Raw genomic sequence first — 18514 nt, 5'->3', positions numbered from 1 at the left:
GAATGTGGGTGGTAAGACAACTGCGCCCCGGGCGCCCGGCTTCGTTATCGGTCGCGGGGCCAGGGGCGCAGCTCAGGAGCAAAAGAATGCTCGAGGTGATTACTTCTCGATGATCGCGAGCACGTCGCGAGCCGAGAGGACGAGGTACTCCTCGCCGTTGTACTTCACCTCGGTGCCGCCGTACTTGCTGTAGAGGACGACGTCGCCGACCTTGACGTCGAGCGGAAGGCGCTCGCCGTTCTCGAACCGGCCCGGGCCCACGGCGAGGACGGCGCCCTCCTGGGGCTTCTCCTTCGCGGTGTCCGGGATGACCAGGCCAGAGGCCGTGGTCTGCTCGGCGTCCAGCGGCTGGACCACGATGCGGTCCTCGAGCGGCTTGATGGCAACCTTGGAGCTGGCGGTCGTCACGATCCGACCTCCCCCTTCGGAGATCTCACGGGGTTAACTGTCTGAGGTGGCGACCAGGTGGATCCGTCGTCGCGGGTGCCGGACCTGCCCGTCGCTTTGTTGGCACTCTCCAGGGGTGAGTGCCAGAGCCGAGACTATGACCGCGATTAGCACTCGGTCAAGCGGAGTGCCAATGCCGTGCGGCGCGTCGGCCGAATCCGGTGCGCGCCGGGTCATCGGTGGGCCGGTGTCGCCTGCGCCTTACGGCCCTCGTCCGCAAGCTCCCCGGAGGGGGCACCCCCGGACGGGCCGCGTTCACCGCAGGTAGTCCTCGAGCCGCCCCACCGTCAGCCCCCGCTGCTGTGCCCTTCGCAGCACCCGCACAGTGCGCTCCCGCAGGCTCGGGCCCGTCGTCTCGTCCGGGCCGACCAGGATGATGTCGCCGGGGCGGAGGTGGTGTTCGCCATGGGTGTAGACGAGGTCGGTCGGGGTCATCGCGGCGCGCCAGAGGACGACCGTGGAGATGCCGCAGTGGGCCGCCGCGCGCAGGGTGGTGGTGTCGAACGAGGCATACGGCGGGCGGAAGAGGCGGGGGTGGGCGCCCAGGCGGGAGCGGAGCCGGTCCTGCTGGCCGCAGATCTCGGCGCGCTGCCCGGCGTACGGCAGCCCGGCGAGCGCGCGGTGGTCGAGGGTGTGGTTCTGGATGCCGGCGCCGAGCCGGTGCAGGCGCGCGAAGTGGCCGTAGCCGGGGCCGGCGATGCTGTCGGTGAGGAACATGCTGACCGGCAGCCGGAGGTCGCGGACCATGTCGACGAAGCGGGGGTCCTGCTCGGCGCCGTCGTCGTAGGTGAGGAAGACGACCCGGTCGCGGGTGGGGACGTGGTCCACGATGCGGGGCAGGCCGCGGCCGCCGGTCTGCGGGGAGAGGGCGAGGGCGTCGGCGGGGTGCAGGGGCGGACGGGCGAGGGGCTCGGTCAGGCCCCAGCGGCGGTAGGTCTGGCCGGAACCGGGTCCGTGCGGGTGCACCCCCTCGGCGGCCTTCCTGCCGAGGCGTTCGATGGGGTCGACGGACTGGGCGCAGCCGGTGAGGAGGAGGGCCGAGGCGAGGAGCGCGACGGAGTACCGGCCCCGGCGGCACCGCCCGGACCCCGCTCTCCGGTACCCCGCCCCAGGCCTCACAGGTAGTCCTCCAGGCGGGCCACGGCGTAGCCCTCGCGCGTGACCTTGTCCAGGAAGCGGCGCATGTCGTCGACCATCGTGCCGTTCCAGTCGGAGCGGCCGCGGAAGTGGGTGAGGACGATGTCGCCGCGGCGCATCCTCTGGTCGTCCTCGCGGTACTCCCAGTGGTCGACGTAGACCTCCTCGTTCCAGATCGGCGCGTACTTGATGCCGCAGGACTTGGCGGCGCGCAGGGTGTCCTGGTTGTAGTTGCCGTAAGGAGGGCGGAAGACCGTCGGGCGCTTGCCGAACTGCTTCTCCATGATGTCCTGCATCTCGCAGATCTCGGTCTTCTGCTCCTCGTAGGACAGGCCCGGCAGGTAGGGGTGGTGCAGGGTGTGGTTGTCGAGGGTGTGGCCGTAGGACTGCATCGTCCGGAAGTAGCCGTAGTCGTCCTTGACCAGGTAGTCGCTGAGGAACGCGGTGTAGGGGATCTTCAGTTCCTCCATCATCCGCAGGAACCTCGGGTCCTTCTCCGAGCCGTCGTCGACGGTGAGGAAGACGATCTTCTGCCGGGTGGGGATCGTGGTGAAGACCGGCGGCAGGTCCCAGTCCCGCTGGTGGCTCACCTCGAAGCCGGCCCGCGTGGTGATCTCCGGTTTCCGCTCGGGCGGCGGGGGCGGTGCCAGCGGGACCTGCGCCAGCCCCCAGCGTCTGGCCGCGGCGGCCAGGCGGGCGTGTTCGGCGGCCTGGCGGGCCTGCGGGCCCAGGGCCTGTGCGGGGCCGCCCTGGCCGGACACGGGGCGGGTCGCGTCGGGGCCGGGGTGGCGGGACGGGGAGCGGGTCGCATCGGGGCCGGCCTGGCTGGTGGGGGTGCGGGTCGTCTGGGTCCCGGCGCAGCCGGACAGAACGGCGGAGCACGCCAGGGCGGCGGCTCCGCAACCGAGGACCAGACGTCCACCTCGGACCCGATTTTTATCGTTTTGTACGACCGCTCGCATAATGCCGGATCTTCCCAGGCCAGAGCCCTGAGCCCGGGCCGACACCGCCGCCGGAAGGCACACGATCCACCGGCTGGCCCACAATGACCCGGTGAACGACCTCGCTCTCCTCCTCACCCCCGAAGGCCGTGCCCTCCTCGACGAGGTCCGCGACACCGCCCCGGCCGACGAACTCGCCGTCGCCACCCGGCTGCGCCGCGACCACCCCGCCGAGCTGGTGTCGGCCGCGCTCGGCCAGGCCCGGCTGCGGCAGCGGGCGGCGGCGAAGTTCGGGGCGGCGGACGCGGGGCGGATGTTCTTCACGCCGAACGGGGTCGAGCAGTCGACGCGGGCCGGCGTCGCCGCCCACCGGGCCGAGCGGTTCAAGCACCTCGGCGTGACCTCGGTCGCCGATCTGTGCTGTGGGATCGGCGGGGACGCGGTCGCGTTCGCCCGGGCGGGGATCCGGGTGCTCGCCGTGGACCGGGATCCGGTGACCGCCGCCGTGGCGCGGGCGAACGCCGAGGCGCTGGGGCTGGGCGAGCTGGTCGAGGTGCGCGAGGCGGACGTCACCGAGGTGGACACGGGCGGTTACGACGCCGTGTTCGTGGACCCCGCACGGCGGGGCGGGCGCGGCAGGATCTTCGATCCCGAGGCCTACTCCCCGCCCCTGTCCTGGGCGATCGAGGCCGCCCGCAGGGCACCCCGCGCGGCGCTGAAGGTGGCGCCCGGCATTCCGCACGAGGCCGTGCCCGCCGACGCCGAGGCCGAATGGATCTCGGACGGCGGAGACGTCAAGGAGGCGGTGGTGTGGTTCGGCACCGAGCCGGGCCTGGTGCGCGCCACCCTGCTGCCGGGCCCGCGCACGCTCCTCGGCAAGGGGCTGCCCGACCCGGAGGTCCGGCCGGTGGGGCGCTATCTGTACGAGCCCGACGGCGCCGTCATCCGCGCCCACTTGGTCGCCGAGGTGGCCGAGCACCTGGACGGCGGCCTGATCGACCCCACCATCGCCTATGTCACCGCGAACGAACTGCGCCCCACCCCGTACGCCTCCGCCTACGAGATCAGCGACCAACTTCCCTTCAACGTCAAGAGGCTGAAGGCCCTGCTGCGGGAGCGCGGGGTCGGCACGCTGACCGTGAAGAAGCGCGGGTCGGCCGTCGAGCCCGAGGAACTGCGCAGGAAGGTCAAGCCGCAGGGGCCGAATGCGGCGACGGTGTTCCTCACCCGGGTCGCGGGGGCGCCGACCATGCTGATCGGGGCCCCCGCGACACCGCCCGCGGCTACTGCGCTGCCGTAGTGCGCAGCGCGCCGAGGTGGGGCGCGACCGTGGCCGCCCGCTGCGGGGTGGCCGGCGAACTCGTCGCCGGCGCCAGGCCGTTGTAGTACGGCGTGTACGTCCACTGGCCGCTGCTCGCGCTGATCGCGGTGCCCGCGGAGTTCAGCGTCGCCGTGGCCACCGAGCCGGTGCCGCCGAAGGCCGCCAGGCCGTTGATGCTCGCGGCACCCTTGACCAGGTAGGACTTGGTGTCGGCGGACAGCGAGTCGACGGACGTCCACAGCAGCGGGCCGAAGACGTTCATCGCCGAGGCGGCCGTGGTGCCGCCGCGCCAGCTGTCGGTGGAGGCGAGGGCCACGTTGGCCGGGCCGGCCCACCAGAAGCGGGCGAGCGCGGCGGCGGTGCCCTCGTGGGTGCTCGCCGTGACCGGGTAGTAGGTGTACGTCGACGGCCAGTTGGAGAACGAGGTGTGGGTGAGCGCGTACTTCGCCGAGGCGCCGACCGGGACCATGTGGGTGTCCCGCGGGTCCAGGCCGTTGAGGTACGACTTCACGGACGAGGTCAGCGAGTTGCCGTCGTTGAGCACGACGACCGCCTTGCCGCTCGTGCCGTCCGCCCCGGCGGCCGACGCGGCGGCGAGCGCCGAGTGGTAGTCGGTGCCGGTGGCGATGAAGACGTAGTCCGGGGAGCTGGTGACCGACTTGGCGACGGCGACCGAGGTCGAGTAGCGGGAGGTGCCCGCCAGCCGCTTCGGGGTGAAGCCGAGCGAGCTCACCTTGGAGGCCACACCGCCGCTCAGGATCGACGTACCGCCGATCAGGTAGACACTCGCGCCCGGCTTGAGGATCCGCTTGAGCTCGCTCTGCGCGGACGAGTCCAGCGCGCTGCCGGAGGTCATCAGGACCGGGCCGTGCTTCTTGCCCGCGAGGGCGGGCGCGGTCAGCGCGTACGCCTGGCTGTCCTTGGAGACGAGGACGGCGGAGGAGGCGTTCATCAGGCCCGGCTCGCTCTTGCCGACGGTGTTCCAGGTCCAGCGGGACGCGGCGATGTTGGTGCCGTAGACATCGGCGCCCCAGACCCGGCCGACGGCGTTCTTGCGCAGCGGCTGCCAGGCGAGGTCCCACTTGGCGGTGCTCGGCGAGTCGTAGAGGACCTTGGTGGTGCCCGCGGCCAGGTCGAGGACCTGGTCCTGCAGCTCGCCGGAGGTCGTCGTCAGCTGGTACGCCAGCCGGGTGCCGTCGGGCGACCAGGCGGGCTTGCTGATGGCGCCGGTCTCGTCGGGCAGCAGCGCGGTGACCGCGCCGTCGGCCACGTTCACCATGTACAGCTTGCTGCCGATGGTGTAGGCGACCTTGGTGCCGTCCGGAGAGATGGCCGGGGCGTTCGCCTTCCCGGTGACCAGCTGCTTGAAGGTGCCGGCCGCGCCGTCGTAGAGCCACACGGCGCCATAGCGGGTGTCGCCGCTGCACGTGGTGCCCGAGCGGATGAACGCCAGCTTGCCGTCGACGGCACCGCTGGGCTGGCTGTCGCAGCCCTCCTGGGAGGTGGCGAACAGGTGCTGCTGGGCGCGGCTGCCGTCGGACGGGGCGACCCGCAGCCGCCCGCTGAGCGTGAAGACGACCTGGCTGCCGCCCCACCAGAAGGTCGGGTCGTCGGCGAGAATCGAGTTGGTGGTGCTGACCGGAAGCTCCACCGGCCCGGTGAAGTCGTGGCCGACGACGTTGACGCGGCCGGTCGACTGGTTGACGTAGGCCATGCGGCTGCCGTCGGGCGACCAGGCGGGCTTCATGGCGTTCTTGACCCGGACCACGGGCGCGGTGCCGTCCTCGTACAGCTGTGAGACGGTGCCGTCCATGTCGGCGGTCAGGATGCCGTTGGCGGCGGTCCAGCCGGCGGTGCCGGCCGACGCGCCCGGGGCCAGCGCCGCGCCGGTGCCGGCGGCCAGGGCCGTGGCGGCGCAGAGCGCGACGAGTCTTCGGCGCGCGGAGGATCTGAGATACGGCAAAGGGTGTACCCCCACAGGTGATGGATGCCGCTGCCCCGCCCGCGGAAGGTGTCACGCCGGTTGCGCGGCAGCCGCGCAACTGTAAACCCTCAGTGAACAGGAAGGGAATGCAGTTTCGAGAGCAACAGCTGCCGCTCGCGTTCGTTGCGCGTGAGCGCCGACGCCCGCTCGAACTCCGCCCGTGCCTCCGCCGCACGGCCGAGGCGGGCCAGCAGGTCGCCGCGGACGCTGGGCAGCAGGTGGTAGTCGCGCAGGGCGGGTTCGGCGGTCAGGGCGTCCACCAGCTTCAGGCCCTCGGCCGGGCCGTCGGCCATCGACACCGCGACCGCGCGGTTCAGCTCCACCACCGGTGACGGGGCGCGGGCGGCCAGCAGGCCGTACAGGGTGGCGATGGCACGCCAGTCGGTCTCCTCGTAGTGGTAGGCGTGCGCGTGGCACGCGGCGATGGCCGCCTGGAGGGCGTACGGGCCCGGGGCGCCGCTCGCCGTGGCGCCGGCCCGGTCGAGGGCGCGTATGCCGCGGGCGATGAGCATGCGGTTCCAGCGGCGGCGGTTCTGGTCCTTCAGCAGCACCGGCTCGCCGTCCGGACCGGTGCGGGCGGCCGTGCGCGACGCCTGGAACTCCAGCAGCGCGGTCAGGCCGTGCACCTCCGGCTCCTTGGGCATCAGCGCGGACAGGACGCGGGCCAGGCGCAGCGCGTCCTCGCACAGGCCGGGGCGGAGCAGGTCGTCGCCGGCGGTCGCCGCGTACCCCTCGTTGAAGATCAGGTAGATGACGTCCAGGACGGAGCCGAGGCGGGCCTCGCGGTCGGGGCCGTAGGGCACCTCGAAGGCGACGTTCTTCTTCGCCAGGGTGCGCTTGGCGCGGACGATGCGCTGGGCGATCGTCGGCTCCGGGACGAGGTAGGCGCGAGCGATCTCGGCCGTGCTCAGGCCGCCGAGCAGGCGCAGGGTGAGCGCGGTGCGGGCCTCCGGGGACAGCACCGGGTGGCAGGCGGTGAAGACGAGCCGGAGCAGGTCGTCGTCGATGTCGTCGGGGTCGGCGGGCTCGTCATACGGGGGCGGGGCCGACAGCGAGAGGTCCCGGCCGATCTCCCGCAGCTTGCGCGCGTAGGTCTCGCGGCGCCGGATGAGATCGACGGCGCGGTGCCGGGCGGTCGCCATGAGCCAGGCGCCGGGGTTGTCGGGCACGCCGTCGCGGGGCCATTGCTCCAGGGCGGCGACCAGCGCGTCCTGCGCCAGTTCCTCGGCGATGCCGACGTCCCGGACGATCCGGGCGACACCGGCGATGACCCGGGGCGACTCCAGGCGGAAGACGGTCTCGATCGCGTGCGCCGCGGTGGGCGCCGGGGTGGGCTGTGGTTCCACAGCCCACCATGCAACACCGCCGTACGGCACGGCGCCAGGCACTCAGCCCTCGGCGATCTCCCGCACCTCGCAGGTCACGGTCCAGTAGTCCTCGTGGACCTGCAGGAACCGCTTGGCCCACTCCAGGGCCTCGGCCTTGTCCTTGCACTGCATGATGGCGTAGCCGCCGACGGCCTCCTTGGTCTCGGTGAACGGCCCGTCGGTGACGGAGATCTTGCCGCCCTCCCAGCGCACCCGGGTGCCCTGGGCGGTCGGGGTGAGCCCGGCGGTGTCGAGCATGACGCCGGCCTTGGTGACCTCCTCGATCAGCTCGCCCATCCGCTGCATCAGCTCGGGGCTGGGGCCCTCGGCGGGGGCGGAGGACTCGTCGATGCGCACGAGAGACAGGTAGCGGGGCATGGTGGCTCCTTCGGTCGGGCGGCGGGGCCTCTCCCCGCCGCTCACCCATGCGTCGAACGACGGACGCCCGGATCGACACACTCACCGGAAATCTTTTCCGGCACCCCCTGATCACTTCAGCTCGAACCCGAATCCCGCCTTCGTGTACGGCGCCCCGGCAGGGTTGTACGGTCAGCGCAGGGACGCCCACAGGTCGCTCGCCGCCGGCTCCTTCGCGATCACCCGGTTGTGGTCGGAGGGTGCGGTGACGACCGGCATCATCACGGTCTTCACATGGTCGGCGGTCAGCCCCTTCAGGCTCTGGCCGAGCCGCATCAGCTCGCCCAGGGAGTCCAGGCCGGTGTCCGTGGTGAGGCTCGCGGTGACCGCGTCGGCGACCCGGTACAGCTTGGCGGGGTCGGTGAGCAGGTCGGTGGCGGCCATCTGCTCCAACAAGGCCTTGACCAGCATCTGTTGCAGACCTATGCGGCCGAGGTCGCTGCCGTCGCCTATGCCGTGCCGGGTGCGGGCGAGCGCCAGGGCCTGCTTGCCGTCGAGGTGGTGCGGGCCGGCCTTCAGGTGCAGATGGCTCTGGTCGTCGTCGATGTCCTGCGCGGTGGTCACGTCGACCCCGCCGAGCGCGTCGACCAGCTTGGCGAAGCCGGAGAAGTCGATCTCGATGTAGTGGTCCATGCGGACGTTCGTGATCGACTCGACGGTCTTCACCGCGCACACCGGCCCGCCCACCGCGTAGGCGGTGTTGAACATCGCGCCGTACGCCTGCGCCGTCGAGCCGCCGGAGGACAGCGGGCAGGACGGGCGGGTGACGAGAGTGTCGCGCGGGATGCTCACCACGGTGGCCTTCGTGCGGCCCGCGTCGATGTGCACCACCATCGCCGTGTCCGAGCGGGCGCCGGAGCTGTCGCCGCCGCCGAGCTCCTTGTTGGCCTTGCCGCTGCGCGAGTCCGAGCCGAGGACCAGGATGTTCAGGGAGCCCGTCGGCAGCGGGCCGGCCGTGGCCGAGGCGCTCGCGGACGGGGTGACCACTGCCCGGGCGGGCCGGTCGTCGCCGAGCGCGCTGTTGATGTCGACACTTCTGATGTTGTGGTTCAGATGCCAGTACGCCCAGGCCGTGGTGGCCGCGCTCAGCACCAGGACGCCCGCAAGGAGGAGACCGGCGGCCTTCAGCGCACCCGACCGCCGGCCTCTCCGTCTGCCCTCGTCGCCGTTCTCGTCATGTACGGTCACGGCAGGAACGTAAGTCCGAATTATTAGGGGACTGTTAGCGGAAGCCGTGAGAATCGGTTTTCTTCGGAAATTCTCATCCCAGCGTCACCGTGGGTACCGGATCGCCGCCGCTCCAGGACGCGTTGAAGCAGGACGTCACCGAACTTCCTTCCGGCACCGCCCTGTTGTAGGAGGCGTCGCCGCAGAACAGCGCCGTCCCCGACTGGGTGCAGGGCCGGGGTTCCGGTGCGCGAGTCTCAGTGTTCTCACCGCGGAGGCCTCGAAAGTTTCGGCAAGAACCGATTGACTTCGGAGGACGGTGGGCGCGCCCACCCCACCCGTCGATACGTCAACTTCCGGCCGGCGGCATCACACGGCCGCGGGCGCCGCCGTGCTGCTGCGCACGACGAGACTGGTCGCCAGCTCCACCCGGGTCGCCGCCCGCTCCTGCGGCGCGCGCCCCAGCTCCAGCACCAGGCGGGCCGCCGCCTCGGCCATCTCGGTCAGCGGCTGCCGTACGGTGGTCAGCGGCGGGCCGACCCAGCGGGCCACCGGCAGATCGTCGAAGCCGACCACACTGAGGTCCTCCGGGATGCGCAGGCCCAGCTCACGGGCGGCCTCGTACAGGCCGAGCGCCTGCAGGTCGTTGCCCGCGAACACGGCCGTCGGCCGGTCGGGGCGGCGCAGCAGTTCCAGGCCGAGGCGGTAGCCCGCGTCGTGGTGGAAGTCGCCGGCCGCGATCAGCGAGGGGTCGACGGGCAGGCCGGCCGTCTCCAGGGCGGCGCGGTAGCCGTCGACCCGGGCCCGGCTGCACATCATCCTCGACGGACCGCTGATCGCGCCGATCCGGGTGTGGCCGAGCTCGACCAGATGGCGGGTGGCGGCGAGCCCGCCCTGCCAGTTGGTGGCGCCGATGGAGGGCACGTCCGGGCCCGGGTCGCCAGCCGGGTCCATCACCACGAACGGGATGGAACGGCTGGTCAGCAGCGCCCGCTGGGACTCGTCCAGCTCCGACAGCACCAGCACCACACCGTGCGGCCGACGCGCGGCCACCTGGTCGGCCCAGGTCCGGCCCGGGGTGAGCCGGCCGGCCGACTCGGACAGCACCACGCTCAGCCCGGCGTCCCGGGCCGCGTTCTCCACGCCCCGGATGACCTCCAGCGCCCAGGCGCTCTCCAGCTCGTGGAAGACCAGGTCGATCAGCGGGGAGCGGGACGCCTCGGCGCGGCGGCGACGGTAGCCGTGGGCACGCAGCAGTTCCTCCACCCGGGTGCGGGTCGCCGGGGCGACGTCGGCGCGGCCGTTGAGCACCTTCGAAACAGTCGGAGCCGACACCCCGGCCTCACGGGCGATCTCGGCGAGGGTCGCCGTCTGCGTTTCTGTGGGCTTCGAAGGCTTCATGCCCGCGATCGTATCCCCGTCGGCCCCCTTGACGAAGGCCTGCTCACGCCAGAGGTTCCCGGAACATTCGACTTCTTATCCGAAACATTCGCGGGACCGACGCCCGCGTGAGCGACCTGGCTCTCCCGGACGACCCTTCAGGAGAAGGCCGTCCCAGCTGTACGGCGTGTGGGTCAGGCGGACTGAGCCCCCAGCGCGAATCCTGGCAAAAAGCAAGCCCTGTGCGGCGCGTGTTCAGGATGCGTTCAGGTTGCGCTTGGAAGGGTCGTCGATCACCTGACACCCCCTCACAGGAGCAACCTTGACGACGTCACCGACGGCGACGAAATCCGTCATGAAGAAACTGCCCGAGGTCACCCTCGCGTTCTGGATCATGAAGATCGCGGCGACGACCCTCGGCGAGACCGCGGGCGACCTGTTCGCCCAGACCCTCAAGCTCGGCTACTTCCTCACCACCGTCGCCCTGTTCCTGGTCTTCGTGGTGACGCTGGTGATCCAGCTGCGCTCCGCGCGCTACAACCCGTTCTTCTACTGGACGGTGATCCTGTCGACCTCCATGGCCGGCACCACCATGTCCGACTTCATGAACCGGGACGCCAGCACCAAGTACCTCGCGAACGGCGCGACCAGGCTCGGCTGGGGCCCACAGGGACTGGGCCTCGGCTACCCGGAGGGCGCCGCGATCCTGGTCTCGATCCTGCTGCTGATCTTCCTCGGCTGGAAGCTGAGCGGGATGACCTTCCAGATCACCGAGATCGTCACCTTCCGGGGCGAGGCCCTGTTCTGGTCGGCGATCCTGGTCTCCAACACCCTCGGCACCTCGATGGGCGACTTCCTGTCCGACAGTTCGGGCCTGGGCTATCTGGGCGGCGCGGCCCTGGTGACCGGTGTCCTGCTCGTCCTGCTCGCCCTGATGAAGGTCCCGGCCGTGCCGAACGTCCTGCTCTTCTGGATCGCGTTCGTGCTGACCCGCCCGCTCGGCGCCACGGCCGGCGACCTCCTGACCAAGCCGGTCGCCAAGGGCGGCCTGGACCTGGGCACGGCAGGTTCCTCGGCGGTGCTGCTCGCGGTGCTGTTCGGCCTGATGGCGTACGCGCACCTGAAGGAACGGCGGGCCACGGCCCCGGAATTCCCGGGCCCCGGCCCGGAGGCGGTCCAGCGGGAGGAGGCCGGACGCCGGTAACGCGAAACCCCGCCTCCGGACATCCGGGGGCGGGGTTCTCGTGGAGCGCCGGGCAGGCCTTGCACCTGCATCTCCCCGCAGGAAGCGGGGCGTCTTTCCTTGGACCACCAACGCACTGCGTCCGAGCCGTTCTTCCGGCCGTTCGCTGTGTGATGATCATAGCGCAGGTCGGGGGGCCTGGCCAACTCAGACCTCGGCCACCGACTCGAACCGCCACCGGTGCACCGGCCGGGTCACCAACTCGGGCGCGGGCTCCGGCAGTTCCGGAATCCCGGCGTCGTACGGCGCGTCCCACCAGGTGATGACCAGCACCCGGTCCTCGGGCGCGCGGAAGGTCTCCCGGCGCAGCGGCTCGGGGGCCAGCGGCTGATCCCGTACCCAGGCCAGCAGTTCCTCGCCCCGGCCCGCGGCGGCCCGGGCCTCCCACATCAGCGCCACGGTCACGAGTACAGGTTCTCCTTGCTGACCTCGTGCACATGGTCATGGTCGCCCGGGACGTGCGGGTCCGTGACCGGCAGGGAGGAGTCGGCCGACAGGTCCCAGCTGGAGGCGGCCCGGTTCCGGGCGACCATCTCGGCGCCGAGCGCGGCAACCATCGCGCCGTTGTCCGTGCACAGCTTGGGGCGGGGCACACGGAGGCGGATGCCGGCCTTCTCGCAGCGCTCCTGGGCGAGTGCGCGCAGCCGGGAGTTGGCGGCCACACCGCCGCCGATCATCAGGTGGTCGACGCCCTCGTCCTTGCAGGCGCGGACGGCCTTGCGGGTCAAGACGTCCACGACGGCCTCCTGGAAGGAGGCGGCCACGTCGCGGACCGGGACCTCCTCGCCGGCCGCGCGCCTGGCCTCGATCCAGCGGGCCACGGCCGTCTTCAGGCCGGAGAAGGAGAAGTCGTACGCCGGGTCGCGGGGGCCGGTCAGGCCGCGCGGGAAGGCGATCGCCTCCGGGTCGCCCTCGCGCGCGTACCGGTCGATGACCGGGCCGCCGGGGAAGCCCAGGTTCAGCACCCGGGCGATCTTGTCGAAGGCCTCGCCCGCCGCGTCGTCGATGGTCGAGCCCATCGGGCGGACGTCGGAGGTGATGTCCTCGGACAGCAGCAGCGAGGAGTGGCCGCCGGAGACCAGCAGCGCCATGGTCGGCTCGGGCAGCGGGCCGTGCTCCAGCTGGTCGACGCAGATGTGCGAGGCCAGGTGGTTGACGCCGTACAGGGGCTTGCCGAGGGCGTAGGCGTACGCCTTGGCCGCCGAGACTCCGACGAGCAGGGCGCCCGCGAGACCGGGCCCCGCGGTCACGGCGACGCCGTCCAGGTCCCTGGCGCTCACCCCCGCTTCCTTCAGCGCCCGGTCGATCGTCGGGATCATCGCCTCCAGGTGCGCGCGGGACGCCACCTCGGGGACGACACCGCCGAAGCGGGCGTGCTCGTCGACGCTGGAGGCGACGGCATCCGCCAGCAGGGTGGTGCCGCGGACGATGCCGACGCCGGTCTCGTCGCAGGAGGTCTCGATGCCGAGTACGAGAGGCTCGTCGCGTGAGTCAGTCATTGCTCTCGGTTTCCTGTACTGATGAGGAGGGGTCGCTCAGGCGCATCACCAGGGCGTCCACGTTGCCCGGCTGGTAGTAGCCACGCCGGAAGCCGATCGGTTCGAAGCCGAAGCGCTCGTAGAGCTTCTGCGCGCGGACGTTGTCGACCCGGCACTCCAGCATCACCTCGTGACACTCGAACGCGGTCGCCGCACGCAGCAACTCGGTCAGCAGACGGGCGCCGAGGCCGGTGCCCTGCTGCTCGCGGGCCACGGCGATGGTCTGGATGTCGCCCTGCTCACCGGCGGCGATCAGTCCGGCGTAGCCGACGATACGGCCCTCGGTCTCGGCCACGAGATAGCGCCGGGTCGCCTCGGCGCCCCGGGAGTGGGCCAGCTCGGACCAGAACATGCCCCGGGACCAGGCGTCCTCGGGGAACAGGTCCTTCTCCAGCTCCAGGACCGGGTCGATGTCCCACCAGCGCATCTCGCGCAGTCGTACGGTCACTTCGGGGTGACCACCTTGTAGTTCTTGGGGACTTGGGCGTCCGGGCGGCGCAGATACAGCGGCCGCGGGGCCGGCAGCTCCTCGCCGGCGGCCAGCTTCTCCACGGCGAGCGAGGCGAGGGCGGCGGCCGAGACGTGCTCGGGCTCGTGGGCGCTCGGGAACGTGTCCGGGTAGAGCAGCGCGCCCGCGCCGACCGCCGGGAGCCCGGCGACCTGCTCGGCGATGTCGCCGGGACGGTCCACGGCCGGTTCGGTCAGCCGGGTCCGGGAGTCGGCGTACTTCGCCCAGTAGACCTCCTTGCGCCGGGCGTCGGTCGCCACGACGAAGGGGCCCTTCTCCATGTCGGAGGCGTAGGCGAGACCGTCCAGCGTGCACAGGCCGTGGACGGGGACGCCGAGCGCCAGACCGAAGGTGTCGGCGGTCATGAGACCGACGCGCAGGCCGGTGTAGGGGCCGGGGCCGATGCCGACGACGATGCCGGTGACGGCGGCCAGCCTGAGTCCGGCCTCGGCGAGCACACGGTCCACCGCCGGCAGCAGCAGCTCTCCGTGCCGGCGCGCGTCCACCTGACTCGACGAGGCGATGACCTCCGTGCCGTCGTGCAGCGCGACGGTGACGGAGGGTGTTGCGGTATCCAGAGCGAGCAAGAGCACGCGAACAGCCTACGGCGCCCGCGCCGCGTACACGGCCGTCCGGGGCGGATGGTCACCGGCTGCTACGGTCTGTACGAAGTACGACATATCGCATGGGGCGAAGGTGGGCGCACGTGGCAGGGACCAGCTCGGCGATCGTGGCCGGCCTCACCGCGGCGGCCATCGGCGCCGTCGGCTTCCTCGCCTACCAGGCCCAGGCCAACGCGCCGGCGAGCCTGAGCGGCAGGCCCGGAGCGAACGCCTCCTCCTCGCCGAGCGCCGGCAAGGCACCCCGGCACAGCCCGACCGCGGCGCCGAGCGGGTCCGGCAGGGGCGAACGGGTCGTGTACTCGGTGGACGACGACCGGGTCTGGCTGGTCACCGCCGGGAACCGGGTGGAGCGCAGCTTCAAGGTCACCCCCGGTACGGTCGACCCTCCGACGGGCTCCTACTGGGTCACGTCCCGCTCGAGTGCGACCACCGGAACGGATGGTGTTCCCATCAAGCATGTGGTCCGGTTCACCAGCGTGAACGGGCTGGCGATCGGGTTCAGCGCGGCGGTGGCCCCGCGGGCGGCTGCCGCCGATCCGGGCATGCGGACGGGCGGTATCCGGGAGACGCGGGCCGACGGGTCCGCGATGTGGGTCTTCGCGACGATCGGGGCGAAGGTGGTCGTGATTCGCTAGGCCGCCGCTCGCGTCTCTCGCTAGGCCGCCGCTCGTGAGTGCCGCGACGTGCCGTCGGGCGGCTGCGGGTTCGTCGTGGCCGGGCACGCCCCCGCGGCGGTGGCATGGTCGACCGGGCCGCGCGCCCCTTCGGGGCGATCCTCCGGGGCCCGGGGTGGACGGGAGACCGCCTTCGCCGCCTCGCACGACGCCAGGAGGTCGCGCATGGACACGACGGTGGGACCGGGCTCGGTCATGGACGCCTCCTTGGTGCGGGGGCGGCGTAGTTAGGTACGCCTAACTACGGGCTGGATACCATGTGACCACGCCCGGGACGTCCTGCGCAACATGTTGCCGACGGCTTGTCGGAACACTGACGGGCAGCTCAGGCCGTGAGTGTCTCCAGGCCCGCGTCCGCCCAGCGCTCCCCCAGCCCCGTCAGGGTGACGTGCCGTACCTCGTCCGTGGTGTCGCCGACGGCGCGGTGGATGACGACCTGGAGCCGGTCCTCGGTCAGCTCCTCGACCTTGCCCTCGCCCCATTCCACGACGATCACCGAGTCGGGCAGGTTGACGTCGAGGTCCAGGTCCTCCATCTCGTCCAGTCCGCCGCCGAGCCGGTAGGCGTCCACGTGGACGAGGGGCGGGCCGTCGCCCAGGGAGGGGTGCACCCGGGCGATCACGAAGGTCGGCGAGGTGACCGCGCCGCGCACGCCGAGCCCGTCGCCGAGCCCCCGGGTCAGCGTGGTCTTGCCCGCGCCGAGCTCACCGCTGAGCATCACCAGGTCGCCCGCGCGCAGCAGCTTGGCCAGCCTGCGGCCCAGCTCCCGCATCTGCTCGGGTGAGGTGATCGTCAGCCGGGTCTCAGTGGGGTCCTGAGCTGCTGCTGGTGCTTCCATAGCCCATAACCGTAGCCCCTGCGGGCACCGCACCCGCGCGAGTGAGCAGATCGGCGAGGCGGTCGGTGACCACTTCCGGGTGTTCCAGCATCACCAGGTGCCCGGCGTCCGGGACGAGGACCAACTCCGCCTCGGGCAGCAGGTCGGCTATGGCCTCGCTGTGCCCGCTCGGCGTGACCAGGTCCTGGACGCCGGCCAGGACCAGCACCGGCATGTCCCGGAAGCAGGCGAGCGCCTCTGTCTTGTCGTGGTCGGTGAAGGCCGGGTAGAACTCGGCGACCACGTCGATCGGCGTGGACTCGATCATCCGCTCCGCGAACCGCTCGACGGCCGGGTCGACGTCCCGCCCCGCGAACGAGTACCGCTTGATGATCCCGGCGAACAGGTCGGCGGTGGCCCGGCGCCCCTTCTCCACCAGCTCCGCCTGCTGCCCGAGCGCCTTCAGCACTCCGGGCAGGATCCGGCGCACCGCGTTGACGCCGGCGACCGGCAGCCCGAAGTTGACCTCGCCGAGCCGTCCGGACGAGGTGCCGACGAAGGCGGTGGCGACGACCCGCTCCTGGATCAGCTCGGGGAAGTGGGCGGCGAGCGCCATGATCGTCATCCCGCCCATCGAATGGCCGACCAGCACGATCGGGCCCTCCGGCACGGCGGCGTCCAGGACGGCCTTCAGATCGCGGCCGAGCTGGTCGATGGTGAGCGGCACCCGGTCCCGTGCCTGGGCCACGCCCCGCCCGGAGCGTCCGTGGCTGCGCTGGTCCCAGTGCACGGTCCGTACGACGCCGCGCAGGGCCGCGCGCTGGAAGTGCCAGGAGTCCTGGCTGAGGCAGTAGCCGTGGCAGAAGACGACGCTGACCGGGGCGGGGGCCTTGCGGCCGAACAGCCGGCGCCGGCGTGGCGAGACGTTCGGACCCGGGTCGGGCTCGACCTCGTCGACCTCGTAGTACAGCTCGGTGCCGTCGTCGGCGAGCGCCTTGCCGGGGGTGCCGCGCAGGGTGCCGTAGGGACCCGCGGAGTCCAGCGCCAGCCGGGCCTTCCTGCGCATCCCGCGGCCCACCGTCATCCGCTCGATGGCGACGCCGGCCGCCGCGCCCGCGGCGAGCACGCCTATCGCGGCACCGGCGATGCCGGTCGCCCTGCGCCAGCTCCCGGCCGCCCCCGCGGCGGAGGCGGCCGCCGAGGCGACGACGTCAGCCATGGCCTCGGCACTGCTCTCGCTCACGTACCGCTCCTCTTCGCCGTACTGCAGTTCGCTTCGTGGGTGCGACCGATGGTGCCCGTGCTGCCGTTGGAACAGGTATGACCGGTGTTACACGTGACCCGGGTCGCGTCTGTCGAACGGGTTACCGGAGTCCTTTCCCGTTCACATGAACGCGGTCACATGGACGCGTTGCCTGAGCGCGTTCAGATGGACGCGTCTACATAGACGCGCGGAACCCGGGTTCCGATCCGCGTGACGATTTCGTACGCGATCGTGCCGCAGGCCTGCGCCCAGTCCTCGGCGGTGGGCTCACCGCGGTCGCCGGGCCCGAACAGCAGGGCCTCACTGCCCACCTCGGGCTCGTCGCCGCCGAGGTCCACGACGAACTGGTCCATGGCCACCCGGCCGGCGACCGTGCGCCACTTGCCGTCGACCAGCACCGGGCCGGTGCCGGAGGCGTGCCGGGGGATGCCGTCGCCGTAGCCGACGGGGATGAGGCCGAGGGTGGTCTCGCCGGAGGTGACGTAATGGTGGCCGTAGCTGACCCCGTGCCCGCCCGGCACGTGCTTGACCAGCGCCAGCGAGGCGCTGAGCGTCATCACCGGACGCAGCCCGAAGTCGGCCGGGGTGCCCAGCTCCGGGCTGGGCGAGATGCCGTACATGGCGATGCCGGGGCGGACCAGGTCGAAGTGGGTCTCGGGCAGGGTGAGCGTGGCGGGCGAGTTGGCGATGTGCCGCACCTCGGGGCGCACGCCCTGCTCCTCGGCGTACGCCAGCATCTCCCGAAAGCGGGCGAGCTGGGCGGCGACGGAGGGATGACCGGGCTCGTCGGCGCAGGCGAAGTGGGACCACAGCCCGGTGACGCGGACGAGTCCGTCGGCCTCGGCGCGCAGCGCCTCACGGACCAGTTCGGCCCAGTCGTCCCCCGGCTGGCAGCCGTTGCGGCCGAGCCCGGTGTCGGCCTTGAGCTGCACGCGCGCGTGGCGTCCGGCCCCCTTGGCGGCCGCGACGGCCTCCCGCAGGGCCCACATGCCGCTCACCGACACGTCGATGTCGGCCTCGATCGCCTGCCGCCAGGGGCCGCCCGGCACCCACAGCCAGCACAGGATGCGGCCCGGCAGCCCGGCCGCGCGCAGCGCGAGGGCCTCCTCGGGCGTGGCCGTGCCGAGCCAGGTCGCGCCCGCCGCGAGGGCCTCGCGGGCGCACGGCAGCGCCCCGTGGCCGTAGCCGTCGGACTTCACGACGGCCATCAGGGCCGCGTTCGGCGTCCGGGCACGCAGGGCACGCACGTTGGCCCGCAGGGCGCCCAGATCGATCTCGGCGCGGGCGCGCAGGGGGGCTGTCGGCACAGTCGCAGTCTCACTCATCGCGCCCCCAGTGTCTCAGAGGGCCGTTCGGGCCCCGGTCACAGTCTCGGCTTCCCGGGTCTCAGGTACCCGGCCGCCGCCCCCACACATAGACGCGGTCGCCCTTCTTCAGCACGCCCCACAGGGTGCGCGCGTCGCCGAGCCTCAGATTCACGCAGCCGTAGGAGCCGACGGTGGTTTGAAGCTCTCCCCTCCCCTCGGCAAGCCTCGGGAAGGAGATTCCTGCCTACATCGCTGCGGCAGGCTTGACGGTTTTACCCGCCCTACGACCGCGCCTTCCGGCGGCCGGGACCTCCACGATGACGTGGCCGATCCGGTACAGGTGCAGGATGTTCCGGGCCGCGTTCCAGTCGGCGTTGCA

The 18514-nt window shown here is 71.9% G+C and carries 19 protein-coding genes, 1 tRNA gene and 2 pseudogenes; 3 read left to right on the top strand and 19 right to left on the bottom strand.

Annotation, left to right across the window (positions count from 1 at the left end):
- Positions 1-99: 99 nt before the first annotated feature.
- The 3 genes from groES to ACIBJF_RS25365 form a co-directional block, all read right to left on the bottom strand.
- Complete coding sequence (gene groES, locus ACIBJF_RS25375) at positions 100-408, bottom strand: co-chaperone GroES (RefSeq protein ID WP_039652762.1); 309 nt, start codon at positions 406-408, stop codon at positions 100-102.
- Positions 409-702: 294 nt separating this feature from the next.
- Positions 703-1566: a polysaccharide deacetylase family protein gene (locus ACIBJF_RS25370; RefSeq protein WP_399176916.1), complete on the bottom strand. Its 864-nt coding sequence runs from the start codon at positions 1564-1566 to the stop codon at positions 703-705.
- The gene (locus ACIBJF_RS25365; protein WP_399176914.1) at positions 1563-2546 is read right to left on the bottom strand and encodes a polysaccharide deacetylase family protein; all 984 of its coding nucleotides are present in this window, start codon (positions 2544-2546) and stop codon (positions 1563-1565) included. Before ACIBJF_RS25365 ends, ACIBJF_RS25370 begins: the two co-directional genes overlap by 4 nt.
- A gap of 91 nt (positions 2547-2637) precedes the next feature.
- Here ACIBJF_RS25365 and ACIBJF_RS25360 point away from each other — a divergent pair, with 91 nt between their 5' ends.
- Complete coding sequence (locus tag ACIBJF_RS25360) at positions 2638-3825, top strand: methyltransferase domain-containing protein (protein ID WP_399176912.1); 1188 nt, start codon at positions 2638-2640, stop codon at positions 3823-3825.
- On the opposite strand, the gene ACIBJF_RS25355 is transcribed toward ACIBJF_RS25360, so the two are convergent.
- The 5 genes from ACIBJF_RS25355 to ACIBJF_RS25335 all read right to left on the bottom strand — a co-directional run bounded on the left by ACIBJF_RS25355 (position 3809) and on the right by ACIBJF_RS25335 (position 10182).
- Positions 3809-5809 (bottom strand): cell wall-binding repeat-containing protein, encoded by a 2001-nt coding sequence (locus ACIBJF_RS25355; protein WP_399176910.1) that lies wholly within the window; start codon positions 5807-5809, stop codon positions 3809-3811. The genes ACIBJF_RS25360 and ACIBJF_RS25355 overlap by 17 nt on opposite strands.
- Before the next feature lie 89 nt (positions 5810-5898).
- Entirely contained in the window at positions 5899-7176 is a 1278-nt protein-coding gene (locus tag ACIBJF_RS25350) for an RNA polymerase sigma factor (RefSeq protein ID WP_399176908.1), read from the bottom strand.
- Positions 7177-7218: 42 nt separating this feature from the next.
- Positions 7219-7575: a YciI family protein gene (locus ACIBJF_RS25345; protein WP_356302178.1), complete on the bottom strand. Its 357-nt coding sequence runs from the start codon at positions 7573-7575 to the stop codon at positions 7219-7221.
- A 171-nt stretch (positions 7576-7746) separates the two neighbouring features.
- Positions 7747-8802 (bottom strand): LCP family protein, encoded by a 1056-nt coding sequence (locus ACIBJF_RS25340; protein ID WP_399176906.1) that lies wholly within the window; start codon positions 8800-8802, stop codon positions 7747-7749.
- Between the two features lie 348 nt (positions 8803-9150).
- A complete protein-coding gene (locus tag ACIBJF_RS25335) occupies positions 9151-10182 on the bottom strand; it encodes a LacI family DNA-binding transcriptional regulator (protein WP_399176904.1) in 1032 nt (343 codons plus the stop codon).
- A 301-nt stretch (positions 10183-10483) separates the two neighbouring features.
- On the opposite strand from ACIBJF_RS25335, the gene ACIBJF_RS25330 reads away from it, so the two are divergent.
- Positions 10484-11365 carry a hypothetical protein gene (locus tag ACIBJF_RS25330; protein ID WP_399176903.1) on the top strand — a complete coding sequence of 294 codons (882 nt, stop codon included), beginning with the start codon at positions 10484-10486 and terminating at the stop codon, positions 11363-11365.
- Between the two features lie 41 nt (positions 11366-11406).
- Here ACIBJF_RS25330 and ACIBJF_RS25325 read toward each other — a convergent pair.
- The 5 genes from ACIBJF_RS25325 to tsaB all read right to left on the bottom strand — a co-directional run bounded on the left by ACIBJF_RS25325 (position 11407) and on the right by tsaB (position 14043).
- Positions 11407-11479 (bottom strand) — tRNA-Gly (locus ACIBJF_RS25325).
- Positions 11480-11551: 72 nt separating this feature from the next.
- Positions 11552-11809 carry a hypothetical protein gene (locus ACIBJF_RS25320; RefSeq protein WP_351802127.1) on the bottom strand — a complete coding sequence of 86 codons (258 nt, stop codon included), beginning with the start codon at positions 11807-11809 and terminating at the stop codon, positions 11552-11554.
- Entirely contained in the window at positions 11806-12903 is a 1098-nt protein-coding gene (gene tsaD / locus ACIBJF_RS25315; RefSeq protein ID WP_399176901.1) for a tRNA (adenosine(37)-N6)-threonylcarbamoyltransferase complex transferase subunit TsaD, read from the bottom strand. The genes ACIBJF_RS25320 and tsaD overlap by 4 nt, the downstream gene beginning before the upstream one ends.
- Entirely contained in the window at positions 12896-13369 is a 474-nt protein-coding gene (gene rimI, locus ACIBJF_RS25310) for a ribosomal protein S18-alanine N-acetyltransferase (RefSeq protein ID WP_399177014.1), read from the bottom strand. The genes tsaD and rimI overlap by 8 nt, the downstream gene beginning before the upstream one ends.
- A 17-nt stretch (positions 13370-13386) precedes the next feature.
- Entirely contained in the window at positions 13387-14043 is a 657-nt protein-coding gene (tsaB, locus tag ACIBJF_RS25305; protein ID WP_399176900.1) for a tRNA (adenosine(37)-N6)-threonylcarbamoyltransferase complex dimerization subunit type 1 TsaB, read from the bottom strand.
- A gap of 113 nt (positions 14044-14156) precedes the next feature.
- On the opposite strand from tsaB, the gene ACIBJF_RS25300 reads away from it, so the two are divergent.
- Entirely contained in the window at positions 14157-14708 is a 552-nt protein-coding gene (locus ACIBJF_RS25300) for a hypothetical protein (RefSeq protein ID WP_399176898.1), read from the top strand.
- A gap of 20 nt (positions 14709-14728) precedes the next feature.
- Here the strand turns inward: ACIBJF_RS25300 and ACIBJF_RS25295 are convergent, their stop codons facing one another.
- From ACIBJF_RS25295 to ACIBJF_RS25270, 6 genes and pseudogenes are all read right to left on the bottom strand, one after another.
- Positions 14729-14944 carry a hypothetical protein gene (locus ACIBJF_RS25295; protein ID WP_399176897.1) on the bottom strand — a complete coding sequence of 72 codons (216 nt, stop codon included), beginning with the start codon at positions 14942-14944 and terminating at the stop codon, positions 14729-14731.
- 128 nt (positions 14945-15072) lie between these two features.
- Positions 15073-15585 (bottom strand): tRNA (adenosine(37)-N6)-threonylcarbamoyltransferase complex ATPase subunit type 1 TsaE, encoded by a 513-nt coding sequence (gene tsaE, locus ACIBJF_RS25290; protein ID WP_399176895.1) that lies wholly within the window; start codon positions 15583-15585, stop codon positions 15073-15075.
- A complete protein-coding gene (locus ACIBJF_RS25285; RefSeq protein WP_399176893.1) occupies positions 15551-16807 on the bottom strand; it encodes an alpha/beta fold hydrolase in 1257 nt (418 codons plus the stop codon). The genes tsaE and ACIBJF_RS25285 overlap by 35 nt, the downstream gene beginning before the upstream one ends.
- A 182-nt stretch (positions 16808-16989) precedes the next feature.
- Positions 16990-18153, bottom strand: coding sequence for an alanine racemase (gene alr / locus ACIBJF_RS25280; protein WP_399176891.1), 1164 nt, complete (start codon positions 18151-18153; stop codon positions 16990-16992).
- Positions 18154-18214: 61 nt separating this feature from the next.
- A pseudogene (locus ACIBJF_RS25275) lies at positions 18215-18337 on the bottom strand (L,D-transpeptidase); the annotation flags it as partial.
- 42 nt (positions 18338-18379) lie between these two features.
- Positions 18380-18514 (bottom strand): annotated as a pseudogene (locus tag ACIBJF_RS25270) (RNA-guided endonuclease TnpB family protein); the annotation flags it as partial.

Source organism: Streptomyces sp. NPDC050743, from assembly GCF_044456925.1.
Lineage (GTDB): Bacteria > Actinomycetota > Actinomycetes > Streptomycetales > Streptomycetaceae > Streptomyces.
Note: the sequence above shows the minus strand (reverse complement) of the source record. Positions and strands in the feature narration are given on the sequence as shown.

Coding starts and splice junctions, on each gene's coding strand:
- rimI (WP_399177014.1), bottom strand. CDS start 13,369: ATGCGCTGGTGGGACATCGACCCGGTCCTGGAGCTGGAGAAGGACCTG.
- ACIBJF_RS25295 (WP_399176897.1), bottom strand. CDS start 14,944: ATGACCGAGCCCGGTCCCACCGTCGTGTCCATGCGCGACCTCCTGGCG.
- tsaE (WP_399176895.1), bottom strand. CDS start 15,585: ATGGAAGCACCAGCAGCAGCTCAGGACCCCACTGAGACCCGGCTGACG.
- alr (WP_399176891.1), bottom strand. CDS start 18,153: ATGAGTGAGACTGCGACTGTGCCGACAGCCCCCCTGCGCGCCCGCGCC.
- ACIBJF_RS25335 (WP_399176904.1), bottom strand. CDS start 10,182: ATGAAGCCTTCGAAGCCCACAGAAACGCAGACGGCGACCCTCGCCGAG.
- tsaD (WP_399176901.1), bottom strand. CDS start 12,903: ATGACTGACTCACGCGACGAGCCTCTCGTACTCGGCATCGAGACCTCC.
- ACIBJF_RS25345 (WP_356302178.1), bottom strand. CDS start 7,575: ATGCCCCGCTACCTGTCTCTCGTGCGCATCGACGAGTCCTCCGCCCCC.
- ACIBJF_RS25365 (WP_399176914.1), bottom strand. CDS start 2,546: ATGCGAGCGGTCGTACAAAACGATAAAAATCGGGTCCGAGGTGGACGT.